Genomic DNA, 24,079 nt, shown 5'->3' on the forward strand with positions numbered 1-24,079 from the left:
TCTTTCCATGGTCCGTCCCTCCGCCGCAGCGCCCCGCCGTCCCACGGCCAGCGTCGCCCGCGTTGTCATTCCCGTAACGTTCGCAGCGACCGTCGGCCTGACGGGCGCGCTTGCCGCGACTCCCGCACGCGCCGCCGAGGCGGGCTCCGTCGAGTCGCAGCAGGCCCTCACCGCACCGGCCCAGGTAGCGGCCGCCCCTGACGCATCCGCTTCGACGCCCGCCGCGCAGGCCGCGGCCGATCGGGGCAATGCGGGCGAGTCCGAAGAGAAGGGCTTGCCCACGGCACGGGAGGACTCGGTCCCCACGGCCGGCGATCCCTCCCCGGACGACGGCTTCGAGCCTGCCGCCGCAGCGGATGCGAAGGCCGCGTCTCAAACACCCCAAGCGACCGCGCCGCTTGCTACCGCCTCCGACGGCTCCGCCTCTGCCGCGACCTCGGATCCTGTCGCCGAGCCCGAGCGCGCCGTCGCTCCGTACGGCGTCGACATGTACCGACTCTTCAACCCCTATACGGGCGAGCACTTCTATACTGCCAGCACCCTCGAGCGCGACCACCTTCACGGCATCGGCTGGAGCTACGAGGGCGTCGGCTGGGTCGCGCCCGAGGAGGGCGATGCGGTCTATCGCCTGTACAACCCCTTTACCGGCGACCACCACTTCACGCTCTCGTCTGCCGAGCGCGACATGCTCCGCGACGCCGGCTGGAACTACGAGGGAGTCGGCTGGCGCTCCGCCGGTGCCGACGGACTTGCCGTCTACCGCGAGTACAACCCCTACGCGACCGTGGGCTCGCACAACTTCACGCAGAGCCTCTTCGAGCACCAGAGCCTGAAGGCCAGCGGCTGGCAGCTCGAGGGCGTCGCGTGGTATGCGCTCGACACGGCCGACGCCGAGCGCTCTGCCTATCTTGTGGCCGAGGTCAGCACCAAGACCGGTGAGGCGCGCAGCGTCGTCTCGACCGTCAAGGACAATGTCACCTACCTCTTCCTTCCCAGCTTCGCGGGCGACTCGGTCCGCCTGAGCGCCTTCCTGCCGGGCTGCGGGGCGGGCACGGTCCAGCTGAAGGGGAGGGGTGGCTGGCTCGAGGTCGCGCCGGGCGCGGAGGTCGGCCTGGATGCCCTGGGCTCCTTTGGCTCCGACGGCAGGCTCAGCCTGAGCATGCGCGTGGGCGAGAAGGGCTATGCGTTCCCGCTCGTGGTCATGCGCTCCGCCAACATCGACGCGCTCTTCGTAAGCAGTGCCGACCTCGACGGGGAGGGGCGTCCCTACGTCGACGGGTCCCCGTCGCACGCGACCAGCGCCTCCGTCTCGGTCCGGCTGGTCACGGCTAAGGGCAAGGTCGTCTACGACGAGGACGACCCCGCGAGCGACAAGGCCTCGACCATCAAGGGGCGCGGCAACTCAACCTGGGCCTTCAGCGACAAGAAACCCTACCAGGTCAAGCTGAGCAAGAAGGCCGACCTGCTGCAGACCGGCGACAAGTCAAACAAGGCGAAGAAGTGGGTCCTCCTTGCCAACGCCGACGATGCCACGCTGCTGCACAACACCATCTCGTACGACCTTGCCCTCGAGCTGGGAATGGTCGGGGTGCAAAGCAAGCCCGTCGACCTCTACTACGACGGCGAGTACCGCGGCACCTACGTCCTGTGCGAGAAGGTCGAGATTGGTGACGGCCGCGTCGAGATCGACGACCTCGAGAAGGCCATCGAGAAGGCCAACGGCTCGCTTGACCTCGACGCCGCCCCGATTGCCAGCGCCAAGAACAAGTACGGATACGAGTACCACTACGCCCAGGGCGTGGCCGATCCCGATGACATCACGGGCGGCTACTTGCTCGAGATCGACTCCGCCTACGGCAAGAACGAGAAGTGCTGGTTCGACACGAGCGTCGGCACCTTCGTGGTAAAGAGTCCCGAGGTCGCCTCGCAGAACGTCGTGCGCTACATCAGCGAGGCCGTCCAGGAGGCCATCAACAATGCTTCCGCCGGCAGGTTCAACCTGGGAGAGGGCTTCTCGTTCGAACTTGACTCCCTTGCCAGGACCTATCTGGTGAGCGAGTTCACCAAGAACATCGACGCGTTCTGCTCGTCGACCTACTTCTACAAGGCGTCCGACTCCACGGGCTCCGGCAACGTCCTCGTCGCCTCGCCCCTGTGGGACTTCGACGGCGCCTACGGCATCCGCACCGACCTGGGCGACTCGGCGTTCGGCTCCTACCAGAACCTCGTCCTGCTGAGTGGCGAGTGGGTGGTGAGCAACCCCACGATCATGGCGCGGGTGCGAACGCTCTACACCCAGGAGCTCAGGCCGCTCGTCGCAGACGTGCTCCTGGGCGCGGGTGACGCCAAGGGTCCGTCCGGGATCCTGCGCAGCATCTCGAGCTATCAGAGCGAGATTGCCGCGTCCCAACGCATGAACGAGGTCGTCTTTGGCCTGAGCCACTTTGGCAACACCATGAAGCCCCTGGCGACGTGGCAGGACAACGTGCTGTACCTGAAGGACTGGCTCTCGAACCGCATGGCCTGGTTCGACCAGAGCCTTTCCAAGCTCACCAGCCGCGTGGCCGCCAACACCGGCACGCGCTACGACGGCTTCGACTACGGCCTGGTCTTCGACGCACGCTACTACCTCCAGATGAACCCCGACGTCCGCACCTACGCACAGGGCGATGACGGCAAGGCCCTTCAGCACTTCGTGCAGTACGGCATGGCGGAGGGCAGGACGGCGAGCCGCAACTTCGACGTCAACTACTACCGCGCCAACAACGCCGACCTGCGTGCCGTGTTCGGAGACGACCTCGCCTCGTACTACCGCCACTACTGCATGGACGGATTCCCGCATGACGGCAGGAAGGGCAAGGCGCTCTGACGGCAGCATCGGATCGTCCCGTCCCGCGCCTTGCCGCGCCTGCGCGCTGTGCCATAATTGCTGCGAACAGGCGACTGACGGGAGGACCATGGCGCGCATCGCGATAGTAGAGGATGACGAGCCCATTCGCGCTGCCCTTGCGGAGCTGCTCCAGAAGAACGGACACGAGGCCGTCGCCGTCGACGTGACCGAGGATGTCGCGGCCTCGACACTGTCCTTCTCGCCCGACCTGGTCCTTCTTGACCTCAACCTTCCCTGCGTGGACGGGACCCTGGTCTGCCGGGAGCTCCGATCGCGCTCCGACGTCCCCATCATCGTCGTCACCAGCCGCACCGGCGAGGTCGACGAGGTCATGTGCATGACGCTGGGCGCCGACGACTTCGTGGCCAAGCCCTACAGCAGCCACGTGCTCCTGGCGCGCATCGACGCGCTGCTGCGCCGTGCCGGCGGCATGTCTGGCGCCGTCCTCACCAGCGGTTGCCTGAGCGTGGACGCCTTGCGCTCGCTTGCAAGCGCGAACGGCCAGAGCGTCGAGCTCACCAAGAACGAGCTGCGCATACTCTGCACCCTCATGCGCGCTGGCGGGACCATCGTCCCGCGCGAGACCCTGATGGAGGAGCTCTGGGACTCCGGGGCCTTCGTGGACGACAACACCCTCACGGTCAACGTGAACCGCCTGCGCCAGAAGATCGCCAGACTGGGCGTCACCGACTATCTGGTCACACACCGCGGCCAGGGCTACTCGGTGTAGCATGCGCTGGGGATTCTTCCGATACCTGGGCGACAGGACTCTCATGGTCGTTCCCACGCTCTTATCGGCCTTCCTGGTCTGGGTGGTGCTCGTGGGCGTTGGGGTCGAGAGGGACGTGCGCGTCCTGGTCCTCGCCCTCATGCTGGCCGCGCTGGTCTTCGGGCTCGTGCTCGACTACGGCAGGCGTTCCGACTTCTGGCGCTCGGTTTCGCGCGCGGTAGGCGACGCGGCGGACGACGCCCTTGCGGTGAGCGACCTCGTGGAGGAGCCTGGCTTTGCCGAGGGCAAGGTCTGCTGGCAGGCGCTCGACGCCGTCTCGCGCGAGGGCTACGCCCGCGCAACGTCCGCGATGAGGGAGGCCTCGGAGTACCGCGAGTATATCGAGGCCTGGGTGCACGAGGCCAAGACCCCCATAGCTGCCGCCCGCCTCATCGTCGACAACAACCCCGGCAAGGTCTCCTCCGACATATCCCGCGAGCTCATCCGCATCGACGGCTACGTCGAGCAGGCGCTCTTCTACGCCCGTTCCGCCACCGTCGACCGCGACTACTCCATCCGCGAGGTCATGCTCCGGGACATCGTCTCGGATGCGCTGCGCGCCCATGCGCGCACCCTTATCGACGCGGGCATGTCCGTCGAGCGAGAAGGGCTTGACGTCCCGGTCTTCGCCGATCCCAAGTGGGTTGCGTTCATCCTGGGACAGCTGTTCGAGAACGCGGCCAAGTACCGTGCCCCGGAGGGCTCGAGCCGTACGCCGAGCCTGAGGCTCCTCGCCTCGCGCGACTCAGTCGGCGAGGCGAGGGAGTTGGTCCTTCTGCGCGTGGAGGACAACGGACTGGGCATCGAGCCCCAGGACCTTCCGCGGGTGTTCGACAAGGGCTTCGTGGGCAAGAACGGTCGCCTGGGCGGACAGAGCAAGTCGACGGGTCTGGGCCTGTTCCTGACCAGGCGCCTCTGCGGCAAGATGGGACTGGGCGTCTCGATCGAGTCGGAGCCCGGCTCGTGGACGCGCGTCACGCTGGCCTTTCCCGCCGACAGGTCCCACTACGTGGACTACTTGGACTAGGCTGGCATTCTCGGTGCCTTTCACCTGCGGAGACGCTTCCTTACAAAAGTGTCACCAAGGCGTAAGGAGCATCGATGGCAGCGTGCCGCGCTTCCGTGCATCATGATGTCGTGCCATCTGGAACTACCGACATCAGAAAGGCTTTAACGATGACAAACGCATTGCGAGTGGCCGACGTCCAGAAGGTGTACGGCGGCAAGCGCGGAAGCACCACGCGCGCTCTCGACGGAGTCAGCTTCGACGTGGACCGCGGCGAGTTCGTCGCCATCATGGGACCCTCCGGTTCCGGCAAGACCACGCTGCTCAACTGCATTGCCACCATCGACCGTCCCACGTCGGGCGTCGTGAGCGTGGGTGGTGTCGACGTCACGAAGATGAGGTCGCGCGACCTCGCCAAGTTCCGCCGCGAGCAGCTTGGCTTCGTCTTCCAGGACTCCAACCTCCTCGACACCCTGACCTGCCGCGAGAACGTTGCCCTGCCCCTCTCCATCGCCCGCGTCCCCGTGCCGCAGATAGACCAGCGCATCGAGGCCATGGCGCGCGCCCTCGGCGTGAGCGAGGTGCTCGACAAGTTCCCCTACCAGGTCTCCGGTGGCCAGAAGCAGCGCGTCGCAGCCTGTCGCGCCATGGTGGGAAATCCCACGCTCGTTTTGGCCGACGAGCCCACCGGAGCTCTCGACTCCAAGAACTCCAAACTCCTGCTCGAGCGCTTCGACGCCCTCAACAAGCAGCTGAACTCGACCATCATTATGGTCACGCACGACAGTTTTGCGGCGAGCTACTGCCAGCGCGTCCTGTTCATCCGCGACGGTCGGATCTTTACCGAGCTCCGCCACGGCAACCAGTCGCGCAAGGAGTTCTTCTCGCAGATCATGGGCGTCGTTGCCACTATCGGGGGAGGTATGGACGATGCTCTTTAAGATTGCCCTGGGCAACGTCCGCAAGTCCGTGCGCGACTATGCCGTCTACTTCGTGACGCTCGTCCTGGGCGTCTGCGTGTTCTACGCGTTCAACACCATCGCGAACCAGGCGGGCTTCCTCTCGAAGGACACGCGCGAGATGGTGAAGTCCATCGGGATACTCATACGCTACGTGACGGTCTTCCTTGCGTGCGTGCTGGGCTTCCTCATGGTCTACGCCAACAACTACCTGGTGCGCCGCAGGAAGCGCGAGCTCGGCCTGTACCAGCTTCTTGGCTGCACGAGGGGGCAGGTGTCCCTCATCCTCTTCTTCGAGACCATCGCCGCGTCGGCCCTGTCGTTCTTGGTCGGCCTGGGCCTGGGCGTCCTTCTGTCGCAGCTGCTGGTCTTCGTCACCGCGGCGCTGTTCAACGACTGCGTGACCAACTTCAGCTTCATGTTCTCGACCGACGCGGCCCTCTTCACGCTCTTCTGCTTCCTTCTGATTTTCGCGGTCACGCTGCTGTTCAACCTGCGTGCCCTGCGCAAGGTCAAGCTGATCGACCTCATGGGCGCCCATCGCCAGAACGAGAGTTCGCGCGTGCGCAGCCTGCCCGCGAGCATCGTCCTGGGCGTCATCGGGATCGGCCTCATCGGCTGGTCGTACGTCAGGCTCATTCACGACGGCCTTCCCGTCGGCGGCGGAGACGAGATGCCCGCCTTCGGCGTCACCACGCTCATGGTCACCGTGGGCACCGTAGCGCTCTGCTTCGCCCTCTCGGGCCTGCTGCTCTACGTGGGCAAGGCGTTCCGCGGATCGTACCTGCGGGGCATCAACACATTCACGCTGAGGCAGATTTCCTCTCGCGTGAACACGGTCTCCGCCTCTATGGCGGTTGTCTCCATGGTGCTGTTCCTCGCGATCACCAGCATGACCGGTGGCCTCGCTATCTGCCAGTCCGCGATGGAGGCGATCCGCCAGAACATGCCAGTCGACCTCTACTTCAACGTCAGGAGCGACCCCCAGGGCACTCCTCCCGCAGGCGCCCCCGCCACTCCCGACATCGACGCGATGCTGGCGTCGCGTGGCATGAGCGTCTCTGACGTCTCCGACACGGTCCTGCGCATGTCGTACTACGAGAGCCTCCCCGAGACCGGGGCCGTCACGGTCGCCGACGTCGCGAACTCCACGGGCCTGCCCGTACCCGGCGTCGACTACTCGAGCTTCACCTTCGGCGACTACCCAATCTGGTTCGTCAAGGAGTCCGAGTTCAATGCCCAGCGTCGCTACCTGGGCCTGCCCGAGGTCTCGCTTGGCCAGAGCGGCTACATCCTCACCTCGAATGGCTCCAACACGCTGAAGGATTTCTACCGCTCCGCCCTCGCCTCGGGCCTCACCTTCACCGTCGGGGGAGAAGTGCTTACCCCCGTCGAGTCCGAACCTCTCGTGGACAGGTCGGCCGCGATGTGCGGCGCGGTCTTCAACACGGGCATCGTCGTCGTCCCCGACAACCTCCTCGAAGGCGCCCGGGCAGCCGGCTCCTCGCTCTCGTGCCGCTACAACGTGGATGCAAAAGCGGGAGACGACTGGGGAGCCAAGGCCGATGAGGCCCTGACGGACGTGATCGACGAGACCGATTCCGGCACCAACTTCTACACGGGCCACGAGTTCGTGACGTTCACCGGTCAGTTGGAAGCCGCGATGGGCCTGAGCGGCATCATCGCGTACCTCGCCGTCTACATCGGCTTCGTGCTCGTCATCGCCGTGGCGGCCATCCTGGCGATCCAGCAGCTCTCCGGTTGCGCCGACTCCGCCCAGAACTACCGTGTCCTCTCAGAGCTGGGTTGCTCTAGGTCCATGATGTCCAAGTCGCTCTTCGTCCAGAGCCTGGCGTTCTTCCTCATTCCCCTGGTCATTGCGGGCTGCCACTCCCTCGTGGCCCTGGGGCAGGTCGGGCTCGTCGTGGAGGAGACCGGCATCCGCTCGTTCGATGTCGCCCTCGTGCCCTTCGTGGTTGCCCTCATCGGCGTCTACTGCGCGTACTTCGTCGTGACCTACGTCACCTCTCGCAGCGTCGTGCTCTCGAACAAGTAATCGCGGCCCGCGCTCGACGCGAACCCATATGCCAAAGGCGGCACCGACCATCCGGCCGGTGCCGCCTTGCTCTTCTCGCCCAGGCGAGAGCCGCTCTATTCTTCCTGTCTCCCTACAGGATGCCGAAGAACGAAAGCAGGATGCTGAGCGCGAAGGTCACCAGGATGAGGACGACCGGGTTGGCCTGGCGCTTCTTGATGAAGTAGTACATGAGGAAGACGTAGCCGAAGGACAGCATGTTGGGGAAGATCTTGTCCAGCACGTCGGTCTGGATGGCCACGCTCGCGCCCTCGTTGATGGTCGCGACGGTCTGGATGCTGATGCTCACGTACGAAGCAATGAGGCCGCCCAGCACGGTGCAGCCCAGCACGGTCGCCGCCTTGCCGACCTTGGCGGATGCCTCCCTGAGCTTTCCGATGGCCTTGACGCCCAGACCGTATCCCATGTGGGCCCACAGCGGCCTGACGAGGAAGAGGGCAAGGTAGACCAGGAAGAACAGGACCGGGCCGACGGGGCTTCCCTCCATGGCCATCGACGAGCAGATGCCTGCCAGGATGGGCAGGAGCGTGAACCAGAAGATGGCGTCGCCGATTCCCGCGATCGGCGGGAAGAGGGCCACCTTGATGCTCCTGATGGTGCTGCGGGGCTGGTGAGCCTCCTCCATCGCGAGGAGCAGGCCGTTGAGGAAGCCGACGACGTGCGGGCTCGTGTTGATGAACTCGAGGTTGTCCGACATTGCGTCGGCGAGTCCCTGCGGGTCGTCCTTGTAGATGCGCTTGAGGTAGGGCAGCATGGTGAGCAGCCAGCCGCCGGCCTGCATCCTCTCGTAGTTGAATGACGCCTGCAGGAAGACCGTCCTGTACGCCATCTTCGTGATGTCTGCGTGCGTGAGGACCTTGCCCTCCTCCTTGGCGGGGGAGTCCTCCACGAGCCTCTTCTCGCTAGATGCCATCTTCCTCATCCTCCCCACCAAAGCTCTGACGTGCCGTTGCGAGCGCTGCCTTTATCGCCTTGTCGTGGCTGTCGTCGATCGTGTACACGAACAGCGCGAGGGCGAGGCCGACGATGGCCACGGGCAGCAGGTTCGAGAAGTTCAGGAACGATGCCATGACGAATCCGATCAGGAGGAACGGCAGGAACTCGACGGTGAACATGACGTTCAGGAGCATCGCGAAGCCGATTGCGGGAAGCACGCCGCCGGTGACCGCGAAGCCGTGCGCGAGCCACTCGGGCAGGTTCTCGACGAGCGTCTTCATCGCGTCCTGGGCGACGTAGGCGCACAGGAAGACGACGATGCCGTAGAGAAGGGCCACGATTGCCGTGCAGATGACGTTCACCCTCACGACGCCGGCCGTGTCACCGCTCTTGGCCGCCGCGTCGGTCGGTCCCATGAAGAACGAGAACGCCGAGTAGCAGAGCAGGATCACGTACTGCATGAGGAAGCTGAACGGAAGCGAGAGCGACATCGCGGCCGCGGGCTCGGTCCCCGTCGTGTGCGCGATGACGACCGACATCACTCCTGCCAGGACCGGGTTGGGCGGCTGAGTGCCGCCGGCGGGCGTGAGGCCCGCGAACGCGAGCTCGGTGATGCCGCCGCAGATGATTCCCGTCGTGGGGTCACCCAGGATCAGTCCGGTGACCGACGAGACGATGATTGGCCTGAAGATGTAGAAGCCCTCAAGCCAGAAGTCAATTCCGCAGATGATGGCCATCAAGGTGAGGGCCAATCCCTGCTCGAGCGTGACTGGCATGCTCGTACCTCCTTCTTTCTGGAACTGCCTGCGTGGAACTAAACGTCGTAACGGATGCGCTCCTTCGCGGCACCCGGAACGTCCTGGATGTAGACGTCGACCCCGGCGTCCTCGATGGCCTTGAAGTCCTCGAGGTCTTGGTCGTCGACGTAGACCTTCTTCGTGATTGCGCGCTTGCCCTCCGAGAAGTGCATGTTGCCGACGTTGAGCTCCTTGATGGGGACCCCGCCCTCGACGAGCTGGCGCACCTGGCGGGGCGTCCTGACGACGATGAAGATCTTCTGGCTCGGCGCCGCCTTGTGGATGGTCGATATGGTCTTCTCGACCGTCCAGAACCTGACGCCTACGCCCGCGGTCTGCAGGGTCATGCTCATGATCTCCTGCACGACCTCGTCGTGGGCCGCCTCGTCGTCGGCGACGAGGATGAGGTTGACGCCCAGGGTGCGCGTCCACGTGACGCCCACCTGGCCGTGGATGAGCCTGTTGTCGATTCTGGTGAGGTAGATGTTTGGTTCGGACATTCGCTGCTCCATTCTCTCGTCCCCTGGAACGAGGCCTTGCGGCTCGGATGGTCCCCTGCCCAAGATGCCGGAATCGTTCCGCGCAAGGTTCCGGCGCGACGACCTGCCATCTGACCCAGCCCTCTCTTTTCGTTGCCCTCGAGAGGCGTAAGACTGGTTGCAACCACAGACCAAGTTCATTCGCACAATCGCATGATTGCACAAATCCTAAATAGTGTCAGCGTTAAGTTAGGGGTCGTGCGCTTGTCGGGAAAACTTGCCCATTCGTCCAATCACCACGCCTTCGTTGCACTAAAAACGGCATGTTTCTTGCTCACCGATTGTGCCTTAGGATATGCGGGGCTGGGTTGTCCCGACGTGTCGCCTTGGTTAATTCGATTTGTCATAACCATTAGTATTTCAGTTACTGGTATTAAATCGGCAAGACAAGAGGCCGCCTGGGAGCAAAATGCCCGCCTCGTACACGAGGAACGGCGCCACCCTGGGGGGGTGACGCCGTCCGCTTGCCTAATGCCAGTTCCTGTTGACGCGCTCGCTATTCCAGGGGAAGGCCTCCGGCAGCCTGGACGCCGGGGATGGCGGGGATGGTCGAGAAGCCCGCCTCGAGCTCCTCGTCGCTGGGCACGTGGTCCACCATCGTTTTGTTGTTGAAGGACTCGTAGGCGGTCATGTCGAAGTAGCCGGTGCCGGTGAGGCCGAAGAGGATGACCTTCTCTTCTCCGCTCTCCTTTGCCTTGAGCGCCTCGTCGATCGCGACCTTGATGGCGTGGCTGCTCTCGGGGGCGGGGAGGATGGTCTCGAGCTTCGCGAACCGCTCGGCCGCCGCGAAGACCTCCGTCTGGGCCACTGCGACGGCATCTAGGTGGCCGTCGTGCCTGAGCTGGCTGATGATGGGGCTCATGCCGTGGTAGCGAAGGCCGCCCGCGTGGTCGGGGCTGGGGATGAAGCCGTTGCCCAGGGTGTACATCTTCACGAGCGGGCAGGTCTGGCCCGTGTCGGCGAAGTCGTAGGCAAAGCGGCCGCGGGTGAGGCTCGGGCAGCTCTTGGGCTCGACCGCGATGAAGCGGGTGTCGGGGTGCGTGCCGTCGAGCTTGTCGCGCATGAACGGCGCGATGAGCCCGCCCAGGTTCGAGCCGCCGCCTGCGCAGCCGACCACGACGTCGGGGTACTCGCCCAGGCGCTCGAGTGCCGTGTAGCTCTCGAGGCCGATGACGGACTGGTGCAGCACGACCTGGTTGAGGACGGAGCCCAGCTGGTAGCGACCGCGGTTCTCGGGTACGTGCAGCGCGCGCTCGACGGCCTCGGATATCGCGGTTCCGAGCGAGCCGGAGCGGTTGGCCTCGTTGGCGTACATCTTGCGGCCGATCTCGGTCTCCTGCGAGGGCGAGGGGGTGACGTTGGCACCGAAGGTCTGCATCACGCTGCGGCGGAAGGGCTTCTGCTCGTAGCTCGCGCGGACCATGAAGACGTCGCAGTCCAGGCCGTAGTGCGCGGCCGCCTCGGAGAGGGCCGTGCCCCACTGGCCGGCGCCGGTCTCGGTGGTGATGGTCGTGAGGCCCTGCTCGTGGGCGTAGTAGGCCTGCGCGAGCGCCGAGTTGAGCTTGTGCGATCCGCTGGTGTTGTTGCCCTCGAACTTGTAGTAGATCCTCGCGGGCGTCCCGAGCGCGCGCTCTAGGTTGTAGGCGCGACAGAGCGGGCTCGGTCGGTAGACCTTGTACATCTCGCGCACGCCTGCGGGAATCTCGAAGAAGGCCGTCTGGTCGTCAAGCTCCTGGCGGACGAGCTCGTCTGCGAAGACGGGCGCGATGTGCTCGAACTGCGCCACGGTGCCGTCGGGCAGGCGCATGGGCTCGGGCTTGGTGGGCATGTCTGCGCGCAGGTTGTACCAGGCGGTGGGAATCTGGTCCTCGTCGAGGTAGGTGCGGTAGGGAGTCGTCTGTGCCATGATCGTTCCTTTCGTCGTCGGCGGGCTGCCGTGATGGGTTGCGCGCGATTTTTCGTGCCGCATGCCGCGAAGACGTAAAGGAGAAGTGCTGGAATCGGGCGCCACGCCCGCGCGGCATGAAAAAAGCCCTCGGAATACCAAGGGCCCTACGCGCGCGATGGCGACAGCCTCAGTACCCCGAATCAGGCCTCGCCGTGCCACCATCGACCGGCGCAGCGCACGGGCGCGGCGCAAGAGAGCATGTCGGGGCTCTTGGTCATGGTGTGATCCTCCAAAGGGGGCCGTGGCTTGTGGGTAAGTATGACAAGCGTTGACAATTTGGCAAGTGCGTTAACAGACGGGTTACAAAAGCGGGACCGACACGGATGCGCCGACCCCGCTCGCGGACGAATCTAGGCCATCTGACCGATGAGTCTCTCGAGCTCGTCCATCGCGGCGTCGATCTGCTCGCTGGTGATGACCAGCGGAGGCAGGAAGCGCAGGATGGAGTCGCCGATGTGGTTGAGCACGAGCCCGCGCTCGAGCCCGCGCTCGACGATCGGCGTGGCGATGGGCACGTCGAGCTGGGCCCCGCGCATCAGGCCGTGCCCACGGACCTCGCTCACGTGGGGGAGCTTGGCGAGGCGCTCCGCCAGGTGCGCGCCAACCTCGATGACGTGCTCGCCGATGTCCAGCTCGGCCATCTGCTGGAGCGTTGCCCTTCCTGCGGCGGCCGCAAGCGCGTTGCCGCCGAACGTGGAGCCGTGGTCGCCCGGGGCCAGGAGGTCTGCGCACTTCTCCCTTGCGGCGACTGCGCCCATGGGGAAGCCTCCGCCGATGCCCTTGGCCATGCTCACGACGTCCGGCTCGATGCCCGCGAGCTGGTACGAGAACGGCGCTCCGCAGCGGAAGAAGCCCGTCTGGACCTCGTCGATCACCAGCAGGACGCCGTGGCCGTCGCAGAGCTCGCGAACTCCGCGCAGGTAGTCGGGGTCGGCCGGCCAGACGCCGCCCTCGCCCTGGACGCACTCGAGCATGACGGCGCAGGCGCTGGTCGAGCCCAGCGCCTGGTCGAGCGCCGCGAGGTCGTTCAGGGGGACCGAGCAGAACCCCTCGGGCAGGGGCCTGAAGCTCTTGTGGAACACGTCCTGCCCCGTCGCCGCAAGCGTGGCGAGCGTACGGCCGTGGAAGCTCTTGCGCGCCGTGACGATGGTCGCGGCCCCGTCAAGCTTGCGCTCGCCCCAGCGGCGTGCCACCTTGATGGCACCCTCGTTCGATTCGGCACCGGAGTTGCTGAAGAAGGTCTTCCACGTGCTGCCCGTGGAGCCCGTCGGATGCCCGACCTCGTCGGTCGTGGTCGAGAGCAGCTCCGAGAGCGCCTGCGCGAGCTCGCCGCGGTTCTCGACGTAGAAGTAGTTGCCGACCTGCCACACGCGGTCGAGCTGGTCCTTTACGGCCCTCGCCACCACGGGGTTGGCGTGGCCCAGGCTCGCTGCGCCGATGCCTCCCAGGAAGTCCAGGTAGGTCTTGCCGGCGCTGTCTGCGAGCTCCGCCCCCGAGCCCCTGACGAACTCGACGGGAAGGCGACCGTAGGTGTTCATTACGTACGTGTCGTCGAGCGCCTTGGCCGTCTCGAAGGAGCCTGCGCCCGCTGCGTTCCTCTGGTCCATGGTTACTCCTCTCCCTGCACGAACATCGTGCCCACGTCCTCGTTGGTGAAGATCTCGAGCAGCAGCGCGTGCGGGAAGGTCCCGTTCAGGATGCGCACGTCGCTCACGCCCGAGTCGAGTGCCTCGACGATGGAGCGCATCTTGGGGATCATGCCCGACTCGAGCGTCCCACTGTCGAGAAGTTCGTGTGCCTCGGCCTTGGTCATCGTTGCTACCAGGCTGTTCTCGTCCGACCGGTCGCCGTAGAGCCCGTCGACGTCGGTCAGGTAGACGATGGTGTGCGCACCGAGCGCCTGTGCGACCTTGCTTGCGGCGACGTCGGCGTTGATGTTGTAGAAGCCGTCCTCGCCCGAGCCCACGCTCGCGACGACGGGCATGTAACCGTCGTTGAGGATGGCCTCGATCAGATGGGTGTTCACGCTCTCGACCTCGCCGACGCGCCCGAGCTCGGGGTCGGCCTGGCGGGCGACGAAGGTCTTGCCGTCGGCGCCAGATACGCCTATGGCGACGTTGCCGTAGCGGTTGAGCTCCCAGACCAGTTGCTGGTTGACCTTGCCGATGAGCGCCATCTGAACGACCTCCATGGTCGCGTCGTCGGTGACGCGCAGCCCGTTCTTGAAGGCGACGGGAAGTTGAAGGTCGCCCAGGAGGCTATTGATGGCCTTGCCGCCGCCGTGCACGAGCACCACGCGCATGCCCACGAGCTTGAGCAGCTCGAGGTCTCCGACAACCTGGCGCATGAGCTCCTCGTCCTCCATGGCGGCCCCGCCATACTTGACGACGATGGTCCTCCCGCTGTGCTTGTGGATCCAGGGCAGGGCCTCGACCAGGACCTCTGCCTTCGTGAGCGCCTTCGCGCGCTCCTGTGCCGCATGCTTGCGCATGTATTCCTCCTTGGTGGGTGGTCTGCCGTCGTATTGCGCGCGGCGCTACTTGCGGTAGGCGCCGTTGATGGCCACGTAGTCGTGGGTGAGGTCGCAGGTCCAGATGCGCGCGCTCTCCTTGCCCATGCCCAGGTCGACGGCAATGGTGATCTCGGGCTCCTCGAAGCGCCGCAGCATGTCGTCCTCGTCCATGGGGACGGTGAGGCCGCCCCTACACACGGGTACGCCCATGAAGTCGATGTCGACGTCCGACTGGTCGAACTCGACGCCGCACTTGCCGGCAGCTCCGGCGATGCGGCCCCAGTTGGCGTCGTGGCCGAAGATGGCGGTCTTGACCAGGGGCGAGTTCGCGATGGCGCGGGCCACGGTGTCCGCGTCCTTCTCGGTCTTGGCGCCCACGACGTCGACGGTCACGAGCTTGGTCGCGCCCTCGCCGTCCGCGGCGATCTTGCGGGCGAGGTCCTCGCAGGCGCAGCGCACCGCTGCCGCAAGCTGCTCGAAGGCGGGCGTACCCACCTCGATGGGCTCTACGCCTGCCGCGCCCGTGGCCAAAAGGAAGCAGGAGTCGTTGGTGGAGGTGTCCGAGTCGACGGTGACCTTGTTGTAGGTCACGTTGACTGCGGCGGAGAGCGCCGCCTGCGCCGCCTCGACGGTGAGTGCCGCGTCGGTGGAGAGGACGCAGAGCATGGTCGCCATGTTCGGCTCGATCATGCCCGAGCCCTTCACGATGCCGCCCACGTGGACGGTTACCGGCTCGCCACCCTTGCCGCAGAAGACCTCGCCGACCATCGAGGTCTCCTTGGGCACGGTGTCGCGCGTCATGATCGCGCAGGCCGCGTCGTGCGACGCCTTGGGGGAGTGGTCGAGCCTTGCCGCCGCTGCGGGGACGCCCCTCTGAAAGAGCTCGAGCTTCATCGGCTTGCCGATGACGCCCGTCGATGCCAGGAGCACCTCCTCTGCGTCGCAGCCGACCTCCCGCGCGACGATCTCTGCGGAGGCGCGGGCGACCTCGAGGCCTTGCTCGCCGGTGGCGGCGTTGGCATTGCCCGAGTTGAGGACGATCGCTCGCGCGTGGCCGGATGCCGCGCGCTGACGCGAGACCTGGACCGGTGCGGAGCAGAAGCGATTCTTGGTGAAGGTCGTCGCGCAGACGCAGGTCTCATCTGCGACGACGAGCGCTAGGTCCTTCAAGTTGGGGTTGCGGCGGAAGTTCGCGTGCACGCCTGCCGCCTTGATTCCCGCTGCGGCGCAGACGCCGCCCTCGCAGCTGGCGAACCCGAAGGAGGCGGGGTCGGTTATGGTTGGCGGTACGGTTATTGTGGAGTAGCTGCCCATGGAGTCTCGATTCCGTTGTGGTACTGCGCTGTCCTGTTACGTGTTGCGGCCGGGCCAGGCCGTGCACTCTGGCCGACCGGCCGAAGGTCGTTAGGATCGTCGTCGCGGGTCTCTGCCACGTAGGGAGGCGATTCTCGCCGGGATTGTCTGACTCCAGAAACTAATATGTATTTCCATACTCGTAGAACATCTCCGTTATTGCATCTACAGTATCGAATATGCACTTATACCGCGTATGTGAATCTGAAGAATACTTTAGCGAACGGAGGATGCAACGATTTTCTCCGTTTGTTTTCAAACCTGACTCATTTCTTCGGAACGCGAGGTAGGGGCGCCGGTGCCATGTTTCGGGATGAATCCGCTTGCTCCGGGTGGCCGCCTGGCGCCCTAGAATGGGCGAAACGAGCCGCTTCGAGACGGGAGGCCCCATGGCCAAGGCGAAGGTGTACATCGACGGGCAGAGCGGGACGACGGGGCTGCAGATCTTCGAGCGCATCGGCGCGCGCGACGACCTCGAGCTCCTGCGAATTTCCAATGAGAAGCGCCACGATATTGGGGAGCGACGCCGCTTCCTGAATGAGGCGGACGTCGTGTTCCTGTGCCTTCCGGACGATGCCGCGCGCGAGGCCGTCTCGCTCATCGAGAACCCTGACGTCCGCGTGATTGACGCATCTACGGCGCACCGCACCGCCGACGGCTGGACGTACGGCTTTCCCGAGCTGAGCTCCGCGCAGCGCGCCGCCATTGCCGCCTCGAGGCACATCGCGAATCCCGGCTGCCACGCCACGGGCTTCATCTCCTGCGTGGCGCCGCTCGTCCAGGCGGGGACCCTTCCCGCAGACTATCCGCTCACCTGCTTCTCGCTGACGGGCTACTCGGGCGGCGGCAAGCGCATGATCGCCGCCTACGAGCAGGAGGGGCGCCCCGCGAGCTTTGACGCCCCGGGCATCTACGGCCTGACGCTCGCCCACAAGCACCTGCCCGAGATGCAGAAGGTCTGCGGGCTCTCCGACGAGCCCGTGTTTCTTCCTGTGGTCGACGACTACTACAAGGGCATGGCGACCACGGTCATGCTGCGCAACGAGCTGCTTTCCGGCTCGCCCTCCACGGCCGAGGTCCACGCCTGCCTGGCGGACCACTACGCCGGCCATCGCCTGGTGAGCGTCGTTCCCCTGGGGCAGAACGGGCCCACCCTGTACGCTAACGAGCTCGCCGGAACCAACGAGCTGCGCATCGTGGTGTGCGGAAACGACCGCCAGACCACCGTAACGGCACTGTTCGACAACCTTGGCAAGGGCGCGTCCGGCGCTGCGGTGCAGAATATGAACATCGCGCTCGGTCTCGACGAGACCACCGGCTTAATATAGCTGCCGGCCTGCACTGGCCGCCGACCTGCTTTGGCCACCAGCTCGTTGTAAGGAGGACCCCATGGATAAGAACCGCCTCGAGGCGTTCAGCGACGGCGTCCTTGCCATCGTCATCACCATCATGGTGCTCGAGCTGAGCATTCCCTCGGGCGACAGGCTAGCGGACCTGCTTGCGCTGGCGCCGACCATCCTGAGCTACGTACTCAGCTTTGCGTTCGTGGCAATCTACTGGGTCAACCACCACCAGATCCTGCACGACGCCGAGCAGGTGAACCTGGGCATCCTGTGGTGCAACAACGTGTGGCTGCTCGTGATGTCGTTCATCCCGTTCGCCACGGCGTGGGTCGGCGCGTATCCCACCTCGTGGGTGCCGGTCTCGCTCTACTTCGCCGACATGGCGCTCGCCTGCGTCGCCTTCCACCTCATGTACTACCTCATTGTCTGCGAGGCCGGCAAGAGGGGCGAGTTCCGCTTGAGCGCGCGCAACGTCATCAGCCTGCTCACGTACACACTTGCCGCCCTCTTCGGCGGCCTCTGTCCCGTGGTGGCCTACGTCGTGGTCGCCGTCGTCTCCTGCTGGTGGATCTTTCCCGAGAGGAAGCGTTGCGAGTAGCGCCAGGGGAGAAGCGCTTGGCCCTCGGGGCGAATGCGGCGGCGATGGCGCTCGAAGCTACTTGTCGCGACGCTTGTAAGATTAGGCTAACTCATTGTGGGAGACGGCGGCGCGTTGCGGGGTAACGCACCGTTAATCTCGGGGCACCCTGGACCGTGCCTTGCGAAATGAGTGCTACATTACGTTCCGAAAAGGGGAGCTGGCGCACGCCGGCTGAGATTGGGCCCATCGCGGCCCTGACCCTCCAACCTGATCTGGGTAATGCGCATTACTCGACTATGTATTTCAGCCGCAGGTAGAGCGGCTGTTTTTATGCGCAGTCCAGCCGATTCCCAAAAATCGGTCCAGCCGACAAAAGAACGCTCATTTCGAGGGAACGTCGAATCGGCGGACGGTATGCTCTGACGCTGAGGAAGGCTCGGTTGGCGCAGCGTAACAAGAGCCAATCGCTTTCATGTATCTGATGGCGTCGCTCAACTTGATCAAGATTGTTGGCGCACGCCCGATATTGCCAATTTGCAAAGGAGACCGCTGGAGCCCCGAGCCCCAGTGCCCTACATGTCCGTGGCTAGATTATCGGATCGCAGTTGGTCAAGGGAATGCCGTGCCAATTGGACTGGACGGTCGTCTTGGCGGCTCGTTTCGTTGGTTGACGCGCATTTCACTTTATAAGTAAAATAACGTTGAAATATCGAGATGGAGCAGACATGCTTGACTATATGCCAGAAGAGCTACTTGCCCTCTACGTTGACCCCGTCGGTGACGCGGAGGTGCCCCCGCTGCCACGTATGTATACGCGCGAGCTCGAGACGGGGACGTTCGCCCTCAACGGCGTCGCCTCGAATGTGAGGTTCGTTGCTGTCGGGTCGAGAGCTAGGCCCGACCTCAAGTTGTTGAAGGGGGCGATCGACTCGCTTCGCTCGGTGTGCGACCTACCTGTGGTGGCAGTCAGCCCGTCGCTGGACTACTGGCAGAAGGAATGGCTCGCATCAAGGCAGATTCCGTTCGTCCAGGACGAGAGGAATGCCTACCTGCCGTTCGCAGGCCTCGTCGTGCAGGAGGCATCGCGGGGGAGGAGGCCGTCGCCGCTTTCCCCCCAGGCCCAGCGGGTCGTCGTCAACCTCATCGAGGGGGGCTGGGATGACGTAAGCGCGGGCGAGCTCTCAAAGAGGGTGGGGAAGAGCCGGTCGAGCGTCAGCAAGTACCTGGCGGAGATCGAAGCGATATGCCCGGAGGTGGTGAGGCGTGCGGGGCGTTCGACGAAGCTTTGCTCCAGCGGAATGGGAAAGGCGGCACTCCTCGACCGTTTCGAGCCGTATCTCAGGTCTCCCGTGTCGCGTCGTTTCCGCATCTCGTATGGAGTCGGTCCTGACGAGCTTCGCGGTGTGGGTGCGCGCCTCTCCGGCCTCTCGGCGCTAGGGCGGATGAGTGACCTCTCTGTTGCCGAGGCCTATCCGACCGTCGCCATCCCCCAGGAGGGCTTGGCCGGGATGATGGCCTCTCTAGGCGATGCGGGCGTTGAGCTCCCCTGGTGGGACGAGGAAGGGACGGAGGTCGAGGCGTGGGGGTACTGGGACGACTTCCCGATTGATTTGCGAGCCCACTCCATCGGGGGACTTGGTTCCGTCGGCGCGCTGTCCCTCTACCTGTCGCTTAAGGGCAGGTACGAGGATGACGTGCGGGTGGCGGACGCAGTCGACCAGCTGAGGGAGGAGATATGTCGGTAGTGGCCGGGATAGACGCGTTCCGCGACGCCATGGCTGGCTTCGAGGACAAGTACGTGCTCATAGGCGGCGGGGCATGCAGCCTGCTCTTCGAGGGGACGCCGCAGGACTTTCGCCCGACGAAGGACCTCGACGTGGTGGTCATGGCCGCCACCGATGACGTGGCGTTTGGGAGGGCGCTATGGTCGTTCGTCCGCACGGGAGGCTACGCATGCGGCGTCCGCGAGGATGGCAGCATGCGGTACTATCGGTTCACCCTGCCCGCAGAGGTTGACGGTGCGGAGGCGAAGCTGCCCGCAGAGATAGAGCTGTTCTCGAAAGCCCCATGGCCCGTGGATGAGGGGGTTGAAGTTGTCCCCATGCCCTTCGACGGCGACCTCTCGAGCCTCTCTGCCATCCTACTTGATGAAAACTACTTCGAGTTCGTCCGCCAGGGAATCGTCAACAGGCATGGCGTACCCGTGCCGGATGTCCTCCACATCATCCCGCTGAAGATGCGGGCCCATATGGACCTGAATAGGCGTCATGATGCCGGTGAGCATGTGAGGAGGAAAAACCTCACGAAGCATCGCTCAGACGTCTTAAGTCTTTCTGATTTGCTAACGGACGGGGACTCGTGCGCCCTTCCCGATGCCATCGTGGCCGATGTGATCGAGTTTCTCGATGGACTCGATGGGTACGCACGCACTGTGAGGCGCAAGGAGAGACCAAGGATTCTCGAGGCGGCCAGCTTTCTGAAGGGGGTCTACGGGCTTTGATCTTTGGACGGCTTCGCTGATGTATGCGCATATATACGTACCTGGACGGGGCGAGTCGGTTGGGTGTTCCCGTTCGGTTGTCAGATATGAAATGACTGCGCTGCCTCTAATAGATGGAGGTCCTGTGGGCGAGCAGCTTAGAGCAGCTTAGAGCAAGTTGTTGCGAGAGCTTTGTCGTTTCGACCTTGTGCTTTGCGGCAATATCGTTTCAGCCATGCAGGCGGGGTCACGTTCGAAAGGATACGTGCTAACACGCGGAGCCGCTTCGCGGCTCTCGCGCGCGAGGTCGACGCACGTGGACGTCAAAGCCGCGTTGCGCTACCATTACAACCTGATAGGGGAGCTGGCGCACGCCGGCTGAGAGGGGTCCCATTGCGGGCCCGACCCTCCACCTGATCCGGGTAATGCCGGCGTAGGGACCAGAGCACCGCATGTTCGGGCGCCTACGAAGTCGTGGCGCCTTTTTTGGTGCCTGGAAGGAGAAAGATGAACTGTTCCGTTGCTATCCAGTACCTTCCCATGAACGCGGGGTCCGACGAGGAGGTGTGTCGCATCGTCGACGAGGTGATCGCGGCAATCGATGCCTCAGGGCTCGACTACTACGTAGGCCCGTTCGAGACCACCGTCGAGGGCGACTTTGACGCGTGCATGGACCTTATCAAGACTTGCCTCAAGGCGGGTGCCGCTGCGGGATGCGCCGAGAGCGCCTCGTACGTGAAGATCAGCTATCGCCCCGAGGGCGAAGTCATGACCACCGAGCGCAAGATCGGGAAGTACCACCAGACCGACTCCGAGTTCGCGGGCGGAGACTCCTCGGTGGTGGCGTAGTGGCGCGCACGTCCCGCCGCGCGCTCCGTGTCGTGATTCCTGCCCTGACCGTCGTGGCCCTGCTGGTGCTGTGGCAGCTGGCGGTCGTGGTCGGACTCGTCCCCAACTATCTGCTGCCCAGCCCCACGCAGGTGCTGTCGGCTATCGCGGGCGATAGGTGCCTGCTCTTCTCGCATGCCGTGACCACGCTGGTCGAGGCCGCCCTTGGCCTGGCCATCGGCGTTGCCGTGGGATTCGCGGTGGCCGTCGCCATGGACCGGTTCCAGACCGTCGCCCTGGCGCTGGACCCGCTCATGACGGTGTCGCAGACCATCCCGACGGTGGCCATCGCTCCGCTGCTGGTGCTGTGGTTTGGCTATGGGCTCGCGCCCAAGGTCGTGCTCGTGGTGCTCTCGACCTTCTTTCCCGTCACCGTCTCGCTGGTGACGGGCTTCAGGTCGGTCGACCCCGACATGATCGACCTGATGCGCACCATGCGGGCCACGCGCTGGCAGATCTTCTGGCAGGTCAAACTGCCCGCGGCGATGGACCATCTGTTTAGCGGACTGCGCATCAGCGCGACCTACGCGATCGTGGGTGCGGTGATTGCCGAGTGGCTGGGTGGCTTCTCGGGCCTGGGCGTGTATATGACGCGCGTGCGCAAGTCCTTCTCGTACGACCGCATGTTTGCGGTGATTGTGATCATCTCTGCACTCTCCCTTGCGCTGATGGGGCTCGTGAGCCTCCTGCAGCGCGCTCTCATGCCCTGGAAGCGGGCGGAAAGGAACGACCATGAAGACTAGGAACGAGCAGGTGGCTGGCATTAGAGCAGGCGGTTGCGGGGCGGGTGGCTCGCGCATTTCTCGCCGTGCGTTCGTGCGCGGCACGGCGCTTGCCGCGGCGCTGGGCCTTGCGGGCTGCGGAGCCTACGACAACTCGGGTGCGACCGGCGGCTCGGATACGTCCGCGAAGTCTGGGAAGGACTCGGTGACCAAGCTCACCTTCTGCCTTGACTACACCCCCAACACCAATCACACGGGGGTCTACGTTGCCCAGCAGAAGGGCTACTTTGCCGACGAGGGGCTCGAGGTTGAGATTGTCCAGCCGGCTGAGGACACCGCCGAGGCCATGATCGGCTCCGGCGAGGCCCAGCTGGGCGTGAGCTACCAGGACTACATCGCCAACGTGCTAGCCTCGGACAGCCCGGTGCCAATCGTCGCCGTGGCGGCCATCATCCAGCACAACACCTCGGGCATCATGAGTCGCAAGGCCGATGGGATAACTTCGGCGCGCGGCATGTGCGACCACGTGTACGCCACCTGGGACATGCCCATCGAGCAGGCGACCATCAAGCAGATCGTCGAGGACGATGGCGGTGACTACTCGAAGGTGAAGATGGTTCCCTACAGCGTGGACGACGAGGTCGCCGGCCTGAGAGGCGACATGTTCGACACCGTCTGGGTCTACGAGGGATGGGCGGTCCAGAACGCCGCGCTCCAGGGCTACGACGTGAACTACTTCAACTTTCGCGACATGGACGACGTGTTCGACTTCTACACCCCGGTCATCGCGGCCAACGGCGACTATGCCCAGCAGAACCCGGACGTGGTGAAGGCTTTCCTGCGCGCGGTACGCCGCGGCTACGAGGACGCCATCAAGGACCCGGAGGCAAGCGCTGACCTCCTGTGCGCCGCCGTTCCCGAGATGGACGCCGCCCTGGCGAAGCAGAGTGCGCTGTTCCTGGCGGGGCAGTACCAGGCGGACGCGCCCACGTGGGGAGTCATCGATGCGGACCGCTGGGCGAGGTACTTCTTGTGGCTTAACGAGAAGGGTCTCGTCGAGAAGCAGCTCGACACGGGCGCAGGCTGGACAATGGACTATCTGGAGCAGTAGTGGGCAAGGAAGAGACGACAATGAGGGGCGTCGTGGACGAGGTGCCTGCGCTTGAGGCGCGCCGGCTCACGTTGGCATGGTCCGGAGACGAGGCTCCCGTCGTGCGTGGCGTGAGCCTTCATGTGGGCGTGGGGGAGTCCGTCTGCCTGGTCGGCCGATCCGGCTGCGGCAAGACGACGATCTTGCATGCGCTCTCGGGGCTCACGCGGCCGCGCGCGGGCAGCGTCTTGCTGCACGGGCGCGACGTGACGGGCGTGCCGGGGGACGTCAGCTACATGCTCCAGAAGGACCTGCTGCTTCCCAGCAAGCGCATCATCGACAACGTGTGCCTTCCGTTGGTCCTCTCTGGCGAGAGCGTGGGAGAGGCGCGAGCCAAGGCCCGCCCTCTGTTTGGGCGCTTCGGCCTGGAGGGGTGCGAGGACAGCTGGCCGAGCGAGCTCTCTGGCGGCATGCGCCAGCGCGCTGCGTTCCTGCGGACCTATCTGATGGGCAATGATGTGCTGCTGCTGGACGAGCCCTTCTCGGCGCTCGACGCCATCACGCGCGCGGAGATGCGCTCGTGGTACTGCGACATGGCCCGCGAGCTGCGTCTGGCGACGCTGACCATCACCCACGACGTGGACGAGGCCGTCGGCATGGCGCAGCGCATCTACGTCCTGACGGGCGATCCGCGCGCCGGCGTGCCGAGCCGCGTGAGCGCCGAGGTTCGCGTGGGGCGCCCTGAGGGCGTCTCGTTCGAGGAGTTCGCGTTGTCGCATGAGTTCCTCGCGTGCAAGCGCGAGGTGTTGGAGGCGCTGGGGGCGTAGGAGAGGGGGCGGGTCCGGTGACGGACCAGCCCCTGTTGGTTGCTGTCTCTGCGCGAGGAATGCCGAGCGGTGCGGGCGGTCACCCGAATCGGCTGGAAGCAGCTCTCGGTCACCCTAATCGGCCGTCGGAAACCCCTGCGGTCACCATAATCGGTCAGAAGCAGCTCTTCCTTCCATGATTGCCTGGCAAAACCAAGCCCAGAGAGCTGCCACGAGCCGATTTGGGTGACCGAAGGGGTGGCCGGTCGGCGCGCTGCGCCAAGTTCCACCCATGACGATCTTCGCACCGACGCCGACGGGAGCGAAAAAAAGAAGTAGCGCCGACTCCGTGGTATTGGAGCCGGCG

20 protein-coding genes and 1 riboswitch are annotated in these 24,079 nt (G+C 64.7%); of the genes, 13 read left to right on the forward strand and 7 right to left on the reverse strand.

Annotated features, from left to right (window positions below; all coding sequences use genetic code 11):
• Positions 1-7 precede the first annotated feature (7 nt).
• From BMY31_RS01510 to BMY31_RS01530, 5 genes are all read left to right on the forward strand, one after another.
• Positions 8-2,869, forward strand: a complete 2,862-nt coding sequence (locus BMY31_RS01510) for a CotH kinase family protein (protein WP_091007607.1) — start codon at positions 8-10, stop codon at positions 2,867-2,869.
• Positions 2,870-2,957: 88 nt separating this feature from the next.
• Positions 2,958-3,620, forward strand: a complete 663-nt coding sequence (locus tag BMY31_RS01515; protein ID WP_091007610.1) for a response regulator transcription factor — start codon at positions 2,958-2,960, stop codon at positions 3,618-3,620.
• A 1-nt stretch (position 3,621) separates the two neighbouring features.
• Positions 3,622-4,686, forward strand: a complete 1,065-nt coding sequence (locus BMY31_RS01520; protein ID WP_091007612.1) for a sensor histidine kinase — start codon at positions 3,622-3,624, stop codon at positions 4,684-4,686.
• Positions 4,687-4,835: 149 nt separating this feature from the next.
• Positions 4,836-5,606 (forward strand): ABC transporter ATP-binding protein, encoded by a 771-nt coding sequence (locus tag BMY31_RS01525; RefSeq protein WP_078686518.1) that lies wholly within the window; start codon positions 4,836-4,838, stop codon positions 5,604-5,606.
• Complete coding sequence (locus BMY31_RS01530; protein ID WP_091007614.1) at positions 5,596-7,680, forward strand: FtsX-like permease family protein; 2,085 nt, start codon at positions 5,596-5,598, stop codon at positions 7,678-7,680. Before BMY31_RS01525 ends, BMY31_RS01530 begins: the two co-directional genes overlap by 11 nt.
• A gap of 112 nt (positions 7,681-7,792) precedes the next feature.
• On the opposite strand, the gene agaD is transcribed toward BMY31_RS01530, so the two are convergent.
• The 7 genes from agaD to argJ all read right to left on the reverse strand — a co-directional run bounded on the left by agaD (position 7,793) and on the right by argJ (position 15,765).
• The gene (gene agaD / locus BMY31_RS01535) at positions 7,793-8,632 is read right to left on the reverse strand and encodes a PTS galactosamine transporter subunit IID (protein WP_219334830.1); all 840 of its coding nucleotides are present in this window, start codon (positions 8,630-8,632) and stop codon (positions 7,793-7,795) included.
• A complete protein-coding gene (gene agaC, locus BMY31_RS01540; RefSeq protein WP_078686521.1) occupies positions 8,622-9,431 on the reverse strand; it encodes a PTS galactosamine transporter subunit IIC in 810 nt (269 codons plus the stop codon). Before agaC ends, agaD begins: the two co-directional genes overlap by 11 nt.
• A 38-nt stretch (positions 9,432-9,469) precedes the next feature.
• The gene (gene agaB, locus BMY31_RS01545) at positions 9,470-9,952 is read right to left on the reverse strand and encodes a PTS galactosamine transporter subunit IIB (protein WP_091007620.1); all 483 of its coding nucleotides are present in this window, start codon (positions 9,950-9,952) and stop codon (positions 9,470-9,472) included.
• Between the two features lie 535 nt (positions 9,953-10,487).
• Positions 10,488-11,897, reverse strand: coding sequence for a TrpB-like pyridoxal phosphate-dependent enzyme (locus BMY31_RS01550; RefSeq protein WP_078686523.1), 1,410 nt, complete (start codon positions 11,895-11,897; stop codon positions 10,488-10,490).
• A gap of 392 nt (positions 11,898-12,289) precedes the next feature.
• The gene (locus BMY31_RS01555) at positions 12,290-13,546 is read right to left on the reverse strand and encodes an acetylornithine/succinylornithine family transaminase (protein ID WP_257612325.1); all 1,257 of its coding nucleotides are present in this window, start codon (positions 13,544-13,546) and stop codon (positions 12,290-12,292) included.
• A gap of 2 nt (positions 13,547-13,548) precedes the next feature.
• Positions 13,549-14,430 (reverse strand): acetylglutamate kinase, encoded by an 882-nt coding sequence (argB, locus tag BMY31_RS01560; protein WP_091007622.1) that lies wholly within the window; start codon positions 14,428-14,430, stop codon positions 13,549-13,551.
• A gap of 45 nt (positions 14,431-14,475) precedes the next feature.
• Positions 14,476-15,765: a bifunctional glutamate N-acetyltransferase/amino-acid acetyltransferase ArgJ gene (argJ, locus tag BMY31_RS01565; protein WP_091007625.1), complete on the reverse strand. Its 1,290-nt coding sequence runs from the start codon at positions 15,763-15,765 to the stop codon at positions 14,476-14,478.
• Positions 15,766-16,193: 428 nt separating this feature from the next.
• On the opposite strand from argJ, the gene argC reads away from it, so the two are divergent.
• The 8 genes from argC to BMY31_RS01605 all read left to right on the forward strand — a co-directional run bounded on the left by argC (position 16,194) and on the right by BMY31_RS01605 (position 23,733).
• Positions 16,194-17,132 (forward strand): N-acetyl-gamma-glutamyl-phosphate reductase, encoded by a 939-nt coding sequence (gene argC / locus BMY31_RS01570; RefSeq protein WP_091007627.1) that lies wholly within the window; start codon positions 16,194-16,196, stop codon positions 17,130-17,132.
• 61 nt (positions 17,133-17,193) lie between these two features.
• Positions 17,194-17,745, forward strand: a complete 552-nt coding sequence (locus tag BMY31_RS01575; RefSeq protein WP_091007630.1) for a TMEM175 family protein — start codon at positions 17,194-17,196, stop codon at positions 17,743-17,745.
• Positions 17,746-18,452: 707 nt separating this feature from the next.
• Complete coding sequence (locus BMY31_RS01580) at positions 18,453-19,472, forward strand: hypothetical protein (protein ID WP_091007633.1); 1,020 nt, start codon at positions 18,453-18,455, stop codon at positions 19,470-19,472.
• A complete protein-coding gene (locus BMY31_RS01585) occupies positions 19,463-20,227 on the forward strand; it encodes a hypothetical protein (protein WP_091007636.1) in 765 nt (254 codons plus the stop codon). The genes BMY31_RS01580 and BMY31_RS01585 overlap by 10 nt, the downstream gene beginning before the upstream one ends.
• 326 nt (positions 20,228-20,553) lie before the next feature.
• Positions 20,554-20,662: riboswitch (TPP riboswitch) on the forward strand.
• A 51-nt stretch (positions 20,663-20,713) separates the two neighbouring features.
• Positions 20,714-21,055 (forward strand): thiamine-binding protein, encoded by a 342-nt coding sequence (locus BMY31_RS01590; RefSeq protein WP_078686733.1) that lies wholly within the window; start codon positions 20,714-20,716, stop codon positions 21,053-21,055.
• Positions 21,055-21,837: an ABC transporter permease gene (locus BMY31_RS01595; RefSeq protein WP_200802600.1), complete on the forward strand. Its 783-nt coding sequence runs from the start codon at positions 21,055-21,057 to the stop codon at positions 21,835-21,837. Before BMY31_RS01590 ends, BMY31_RS01595 begins: the two co-directional genes overlap by 1 nt.
• The gene (locus BMY31_RS01600; RefSeq protein WP_091007639.1) at positions 21,827-22,927 is read left to right on the forward strand and encodes an ABC transporter substrate-binding protein; all 1,101 of its coding nucleotides are present in this window, start codon (positions 21,827-21,829) and stop codon (positions 22,925-22,927) included. The genes BMY31_RS01595 and BMY31_RS01600 overlap by 11 nt, the downstream gene beginning before the upstream one ends.
• A complete protein-coding gene (locus BMY31_RS01605; RefSeq protein WP_307777415.1) occupies positions 22,927-23,733 on the forward strand; it encodes an ABC transporter ATP-binding protein in 807 nt (268 codons plus the stop codon). The genes BMY31_RS01600 and BMY31_RS01605 overlap by 1 nt, the downstream gene beginning before the upstream one ends.
• Positions 23,734-24,079: the final 346 nt, after the last annotated feature.

This window comes from Parafannyhessea umbonata (assembly GCF_900111255.1).
Classification (GTDB): Bacteria; Actinomycetota; Coriobacteriia; order Coriobacteriales; family Atopobiaceae; genus Olsenella_J; species Olsenella_J umbonata_A.